Below are 6,948 nucleotides of genomic sequence, written 5' to 3'. Positions count from 1 at the left end.
GCCTGACACCTGTGAGGCCACCGCGGCGCTACGGGACTCGCAGCACCACCTTGCCTGCCGTGCCCCGGCCCTCCAGCTGGCGGTGGGCCTCGGCGGCTTCGGCCAGGTCGAGCACCAGTCCCGCTCGTACCTGCAGCCGTCCTTCGGCCAGCTCCCGCCTCAGGGCCCCTGCGCCTGACTCCATGGCTTTGGCCAGCCCCTGGCTCCGGCGCTTCCCCAATACCTCCGGGCTCCCGGGCGGCCATGGCTGACTCCGCAACGCTGTACCGCCCCTCACCGGCCCCTCGCTTGCGAGCTCCAGCCGCCACGGTCGGCGCTGCTTCGGCCGCGGCGGTACCCGGCGCGAGCGCCTGGTCGACAGGCGCTCGGCCTTGCCGTGAAATCCTGCTGCTTCGCGTCGCAATGACGGTCGCCTCCAGGACGCTTTCCGGCGGGGCGGAGGAGGGTTCAAGCTACCGGATTCCTTGAGCTTTCAGGGTGCGGTGCGAGTTTGACTCGCCGTCAGGGCTGCGACTAGAGTCCACTCCTCCGCCCGGTCTGCGCACCGCCTGCCGCGGTGCACACCCCCCGGCGCCGGGTAGCTCCACGAGATGAAGAAGCCGACCCTCTTTGGGAAGTACCTGCTCCTCGAGCGCATCAACGTCGGCGGCATGGCGGAGGTGTTCATCGCGAAGGCCTTCGGCGTCGAGGGCTTCGAGCGCATCCTGGCCATCAAGAAGATCCTCCCCACGATGGCCGAGGACGAAGAGTTCATCACGATGTTCATCGACGAGGCACGGATCAGCGTTCAGCTGAACCATGCCAACGTCGTGCACATCCACGAGCTCGGGAAGCACGACGACGCCTACTTCATCGCCATGGAGTACGTCGCCGGGCGCGACGTGCGGACCATCCTGGAGCGCTACCGGCGCCGCAAGGAGATCATGCCCACCGCCCAGGCGGTGTTCATCACCTCCAAGCTCTGTGACGGCCTGGACTACGCCCACCGGAAGAAGGACGCGCGCGGGCAGGACCTCCACATCATCCACCGCGACGTGTCGCCGCAGAACGTCCTCATCTCCTACGAGGGCGAGGTCAAGGTCATCGACTTCGGTATCGCCAAGGCGGCGAACCGCTCACAGAAGACGCAAGCCGGCATCCTCAAGGGCAAGTTCGGCTACATGAGCCCGGAGCAGGTCCGCGGCATGCCCATCGACCGGCGCAGCGACATCTTCGCCGTCGGCGTGCTGCTGTACGAGATGCTCACGGGCGAGAAGCTCTTCGTGGGCGAGTCCGACTTCTCCACCCTGGAGAAGGTGCGCAACGCGGACGTCCCGCTGCCTCGCGAGTTCAACCCGAACATCCCTCCGGGGCTCGAGAAGGTCGTCCTCAAGGCGCTCACGCGCGAACCGGAAGAGCGCTACCAGTGGGCGTCGGACCTGGCCGAGGACCTGATGCGGTTCCTCCTGGCTGGCGACGCCATCTACTCGTCGAAGCACCTGTCCTCCTACATGAAGGAGGCCTTCGCCGAGGACATGCTCCGCGAGGCGGAGAAGATGGAGCGCTACGCCGGCATCGAGCGCCCGGATCAGATCGAGGCCTCTGGCGTCCTCGTGCCTCCGCCGGCGACGCCGCGTCCGGCCCCTCCGGTCTCGAAGCGGGCGCCTCCGCCTTCGGTCGTCGTGTCCAACACGCCCGCGGGGCGCGCGCCCACCTCGCCCGCCCAGCCCGCGCCGGGCTACATCCCGCCCCCCACCGCTGATGAGCTCGCGGAGATGGATGGCGGCGGGGCCGACAAGACGCAGATTGTCGACTCCACGCAGACGTTCCGGGCCCCCGAGACACGCATCGCCGACAGCAGCGTGGTGGTGGATGACAGCATCACCGGCCGCTCGGAGAACCCCGTGAAGGGCAGCGGCACCGCTGCGGCCTACAACTACGCGCAAGAGCCCGAGCCCGAGCCCGCGCCGCGCAAGGGCAAGAGCGGCCCGAAGGCCCAGGTCGTCATCAGCAACGAGGAGGGCGAGGCCTACGCGGGCGCCACGATGATCGGCCCCGCGCCGACCGCGCCTCCTTCGCGCACGCGCGCCGCTCCCGCACTTCCCCCGGAGGATGAGGCCACTGGCGACATCCCCCTGCCGAAGAAAGGGAAGAACGGCCGCGCCGCGCAGCGAGCGACGGCTCCTCAGCTTCAGGAGGAGCCGGCGGGCTACGACGAGCCCCAGGACTTCAATGGCGCCGGCCGCGACGAGTACGGTGACGAGGGGCCGGCGACGTACGACGAGTCGCAGGAGCAGCCGCCGGAAGAGGAGGCCACCGGTTCGCTACCCGCCGCGGCCGTGCCTCAGAAGGGCGCGAAGGCCCCCAAGGGCGCGAAGGCCCCGACACCCGCGAAGGGCAAGACCAAGGTCCCCGTCAAGGGCAAGCCCGCCGGCGGCAAGCAGCTGCCCAAGCCGGTCCTGTTCGCCGCGGCGGCTGGAATCGTGCTCGTGCTGGTCGTCGCCGCCGTGCTGGCCCTGAGCCCACCCTCCGCGGGCGAGGTCACCTTCATGGTGTCCCCGTCCGAAGACGCGCGCATCCAGGTGAATGACCAGCCGGTCCAGCTCAATACCCTGTTGTCTCTTCCTCCCGGCCAGTACCGCGTGGTCGCCAGCGCTCCCGGCTTCCAGCGCCAGGAGAAGATGATCACCGTCGTCGCGGGGGAGCAGATGGGCGTGCCCATCACGCTCAAGAAGGAGGACGCGGCCGCCGCCGCTCCGCCCCCGGAACCCACGGCCAATCCGGAGCCGCCCCAAAGCAATCCCAACGCTGTTGCCGCTGTCGGGAACAACGGCACGGGAGAGCCGGCGCCGGTCGCGGCCAAGGGCCCGGAGTCGGCCCCACCCGCCGGGACGGAGACTCGGGACAAGCCGGGCCCGGGCGAGACGCCCGAGCCCGTGGCCAATACGCCCAGGGTCGAGGAGCCTCCGGCCCCCCGGAAGGTCGCCGCCATCTTCCAGGGCCTGGAGGACGTGGAGATCTCCATGGAGGGCAAGCGCCTGGGGCGCACGCCGGACGTCCGGGCGGCGAACCTGGAGGTCGGCAAGACGTACAAGTTCACCGCGAAGCGCGCCGGCTACAAGAGCTTCAATGGCTCCTTCACGGCGGAAGGCCGCGGTGACGAGATGACGGTGCCCTTCGAGCTCGTGAAGGAGCCCGAGCGGGAGCCCGTTGTCGTCCGCGACCCGCCGCCGCGCAGGCCGACTCCGACGCAGGTCGTCACGAAGCCCAAGCCGGGCAAGGTGATGGGCAAGTTCGCGTGCAGCACCAAGCCCGCGGGCGCCGACATCATCGTGGACGGCAAGAAGACGGGACGCCAGACGCCCGTGCCGCTGAGTGCCCCGCTGATGCTGCAGGTGGGCAACCGGAAGGTCTCCTTCAAGCTCAACGGAAAGACCACCAAGCCCGTGGTCGTGGCCATCACCGAGGATGGTGTGGCCAAGCTGCTCAACGTGCCTATCGAGTGAGGGGGCGGGCATCCGAAGCCCCCTTCGATTGTTGGATGAAGTGGGGCTCCGGCGCGGTATGACGCCTCGCCCGAAATTGCCGCACCCGAGGTGATGCGCCATGCAAACGACGCCGATTCGGGGCAAGCCTGCTGACAGCGGTCCTGCCCAACAGCCCTTCACGTATCCGCTCCGCAAGGAGTTCGTCGAGCCCGACTGGCGTCGCATCCCCGGGTACAAGGACGTGTCCCAGGCGGAGTGGGAGAGCTCTGTCTGGCAGCGCAAGCACACCGTCAAGAACCTCAAGGAGCTGAAGGCCACCCTCGGCGCGCTCCTGCCGGAGGACCTCGCGGCGAGCATCGAGCACGACCAGCGCGAGCGGGCGACCATGTCGCTGCTGATTCCGCCGCAGATGCTCAACACGATGAACGAGAAGGACCTGTGGAACGACCCGGTGCGGCGCTACATGCTGCCGGCGTTCGCGGACCGTCTCACCGACTGGCCCAACCACCCGAAGGCCAGCCGCGACAGCCTCCACGAAGCAGACATGTGGGTGGTGGAGGGTCTCACCCACCGGTACCCGACCAAGGTGCTGGCGGAGATGCTGCCCACCTGCCCGCAGTACTGCGGCCACTGCACGCGCATGGACCTGGTGGGCAATGACGTGCCCCAGGTGCAGAAGCACAAGTTCGGCATCGGGCCGAAGGAGCGGTACGAGCAGATGCTCGACTACCTGCGCCGCACGCCGACGGTGCGCGACGTGGTGGTCTCCGGTGGTGACATCGCCAACCTGCCCATCCAGCAGCTCGAGCCTTTCGTCAGCTCGCTGATGGACATCCCCAACATCCGGGACATCCGCCTGGCCAGCAAGGGGCTGATGGCCATTCCCCAGCACTTCCTCCAGGACTCGGTGCTCGCGGGGCTGGACCGGCTGGCGAAGAAGGCGGTGGAGCGCGGCGTGGACCTGGCGATGCACACCCACGTCAACAACGCGGCGCAGCTCACGCCGCTGGTGGGCAAGGCCGTGCGCAAGCTGCTCGACATGGGCTTCCGCGACGTGCGCAACCAGGGAGTGCTGCTGCGCGGGGTGAACGACAGCGCGCAGTCGCTGCTGGACCTGTGCTTCACGCTGCTCGACCACGCGAAGATCCTGCCGTACTACTTCTACATGTGCGACATGATCCCCAACAGCGAGCACTGGCGGCTGTCGGTGGACAAGGCGCAGAAGCTTCAGCACGACATCATGGGCTACATGCCCGGCTTCGCCACGCCGCGCATCGTCTGTGACGTGCCCTTCGTCGGGAAGCGGTGGGTGCATCAGATCGCGGAGTACGACCGCGAGCGCGGCATCTCCTACTGGACGAAGAACTACCGAACGGGCATCGAGTCGAACGACCCCGACGCGCTCAACCGGAAGTACGAGTACTTCGACCCCATCGACACGCTGCCGGAGGCCGGTCAGCAGTGGTGGCGGGAGCAGCAGAAGGCCGCGTGATGGACTCCTCGGCGCTTCCGGCGGCCCCGCCGCTGGAGCCTGGCACCTCCTCGCCGCGCCCCTCGCTCAGTGCCGAGGGGCGCCGGCGCCTGTTCCCCGCCGCGACGGACGCGGAGTGGGCGGACTGGCGCTGGCACCAGCGGAACGCGGTGCGAGGCCTGGAGCAGCTCGAACGCTACGTGCCGCTGACGCCCGACGAGCGCGCCGGCGTGCAGGAGACGTCCGCGCTGTTCCGTATCGGCATCAGCCCGTACTACCTGTCCCTCATCGACCCGGAGCACCCGCTCTGCCCGGTGCGGATGCAGTCCATCCCCGTGCGGGCGGAAGCGCGCATCCGTCCGGGCGAGCTGGCGGATCCGCTCGGTGAGGACAAGACGCGCCCCGAGGAGTGCATCGTCCACAAGTATCCGGACCGCGTGCTCTTCCTCGCGCTGGACACGTGCTCCGTCTACTGCCGTCACTGCACGCGGCGGCGCATCACCCAGGGTGGCGTGGCGGAGCTCTCCAAGGAGCAGCTGCGCAGGGGCGTCGACTACGTCCGGCGTCACCCCGAGGTGCGCGACGTGCTCATCTCCGGTGGAGACCCGTTCCTGCTGACCGAGGCTCGGCTGGAGGAACTGCTCGCGCCGCTGAGCGAGATTCCCCACGTGGAGATGATTCGCATCGGCACTCGCGTGCCGGTGTGCCTGCCCATGCGTGTCACCGACGCGCTGGCGCGCACCCTGCGGCGGTACGCGCCCGTCTTCGTCGTCACCCACTTCAACCACCCGAAGGAAGTGACGCCCGAGGCCCGCGAGGCGTGTGAGCGACTGGTGGACCACGGCGTGCCGGTGGAGAACCAGGCCGTGCTGATGCGGCGGCTCAACTCGGACGCGCGCATCATCAAGGAGCTGTCCCACGTGCTGCTGCGCAGCCGCGTGCGGCCGTACTACCTGCACCAGATGGACGTGGCCGAAGGCTGCGAGCACCTGCGTACGCCCATCGCCAAGGGGCTGGAAATCCTCCAGCAGCTGCGCGGGCACACCACCGGCCTCGCGGTGCCCCACCTCGCGGTGGACCTGCCCGGCGGCGGCGGCAAGGTGACGCTCCAGCCGGACTACGTCGTGGAGCGCGGCGAGCACGAGACGGTGTTCCGCAACTACAAGGGCGAGCGCTACGCCTACCCGGAGCCGGAAGAGACCGACTGCGCGTGCCCGTATGACGACGTGTGGCAGGCCCGTTCTCGGGAGTACGGCTTCCGCAAGGGCTGAGGGCCGGGGCGCCGGCTCAGTTCTCTCGGGGGCCCGCCTCGCTGTGCCCGCCGGAGGGCGGCAGCGCCAGTCAGGCCCTCCGGACCGCGGCGCCAGTCACTGGCTGCTTCAGGAGTCGTCGCGCGAGCTGCGCCGACGCTTCGTGGCCTTCTTCTTTACCGCCGACGAGCGCGCGGGGGCCCGCTTCGCGGGCTTGACCTCCTCCGGCGCAGCCCCGGTTTCCACCGTCATGGCCTGCGCTTCCGCTGCGCCCGGGATGCCGATGTCGACGACGGGCTCGGCGCCCTCTTCGGCCTCCACCTCCACCGGGTCCTCGTTGCTGAAGCCGTTCACGACGGCGACGTCCTCGGCCGACTTCTCACCGGTGGGGCCGGCCTGCTTCGCGGCCTGGGCCTGTTCCTCCAGCCGCTTCTCCTCGGCCTTGGCGCGCGCATTGTCCTCGGGGGCCATCCGCGCCTCGTAGCGCGCGTAGTCCTTCGCCGATACGCCGTGCTTCTCCAGCACCGACGCGGAGGCGGCCTGCTGCTTCTCGATGGCCTCGTTGCGCTCGTCGTTGCTCATCTCCGAGGGCTTGCGGTTGCCGAACTCGGCGTCCACCTTCGAAATCGCCTGCGTCTCGTCGCGGCGGATCTCCGCCACCTTCTCTGGCGTCAGCTCGGCGCCGTCTTGCGCCAGCGCGAGCCCCGGAAGGACGAGCCACGAAGCGACCAGGAGCAGGGGAGTGCGGATGGGCATGGTG

At 69.1% G+C, this 6,948-nt stretch carries 5 protein-coding genes; 3 read left to right on the top strand and 2 right to left on the bottom strand.

Annotated features, from left to right (window positions below; translation table 11 throughout):
* Positions 1–28 precede the first annotated feature (28 nt).
* On the bottom strand, positions 29–184 hold the full coding sequence (locus G4D85_RS51025) for a zinc-binding dehydrogenase (protein WP_164018444.1): 156 nt from the start codon (positions 182–184) through the stop codon (positions 29–31).
* A gap of 406 nt (positions 185–590) precedes the next feature.
* On the opposite strand from G4D85_RS51025, the gene G4D85_RS35110 reads away from it, so the two are divergent.
* The 3 genes from G4D85_RS35110 (at position 591) to G4D85_RS35100 (ending at position 6,209) form a co-directional block, all read left to right on the top strand.
* Positions 591–3,485, top strand: a complete 2,895-nt coding sequence (locus G4D85_RS35110; RefSeq protein WP_164018443.1) for a protein kinase domain-containing protein — start codon at positions 591–593, stop codon at positions 3,483–3,485.
* 100 nt (positions 3,486–3,585) lie between these two features.
* Entirely contained in the window at positions 3,586–4,959 is a 1,374-nt protein-coding gene (locus tag G4D85_RS35105) for a KamA family radical SAM protein (protein WP_164018442.1), read from the top strand.
* Positions 4,959–6,209, top strand: a complete 1,251-nt coding sequence (locus G4D85_RS35100) for a KamA family radical SAM protein (protein ID WP_164018441.1) — start codon at positions 4,959–4,961, stop codon at positions 6,207–6,209. Before G4D85_RS35105 ends, G4D85_RS35100 begins: the two co-directional genes overlap by 1 nt.
* A gap of 108 nt (positions 6,210–6,317) precedes the next feature.
* On the opposite strand, the gene G4D85_RS35095 is transcribed toward G4D85_RS35100, so the two are convergent.
* On the bottom strand, positions 6,318–6,944 hold the full coding sequence (locus G4D85_RS35095) for a hypothetical protein (protein ID WP_240359675.1): 627 nt from the start codon (positions 6,942–6,944) through the stop codon (positions 6,318–6,320).
* Positions 6,945–6,948: the final 4 nt, after the last annotated feature.

It is taken from the genome of Pyxidicoccus trucidator, assembly GCF_010894435.1.
Taxonomy (GTDB): domain Bacteria; phylum Myxococcota; class Myxococcia; order Myxococcales; family Myxococcaceae; genus Myxococcus; species Myxococcus trucidator.
The sequence above is the reverse complement of the archived record's forward strand: the minus strand, read 5'-3'. Positions and strand labels throughout refer to the sequence as shown.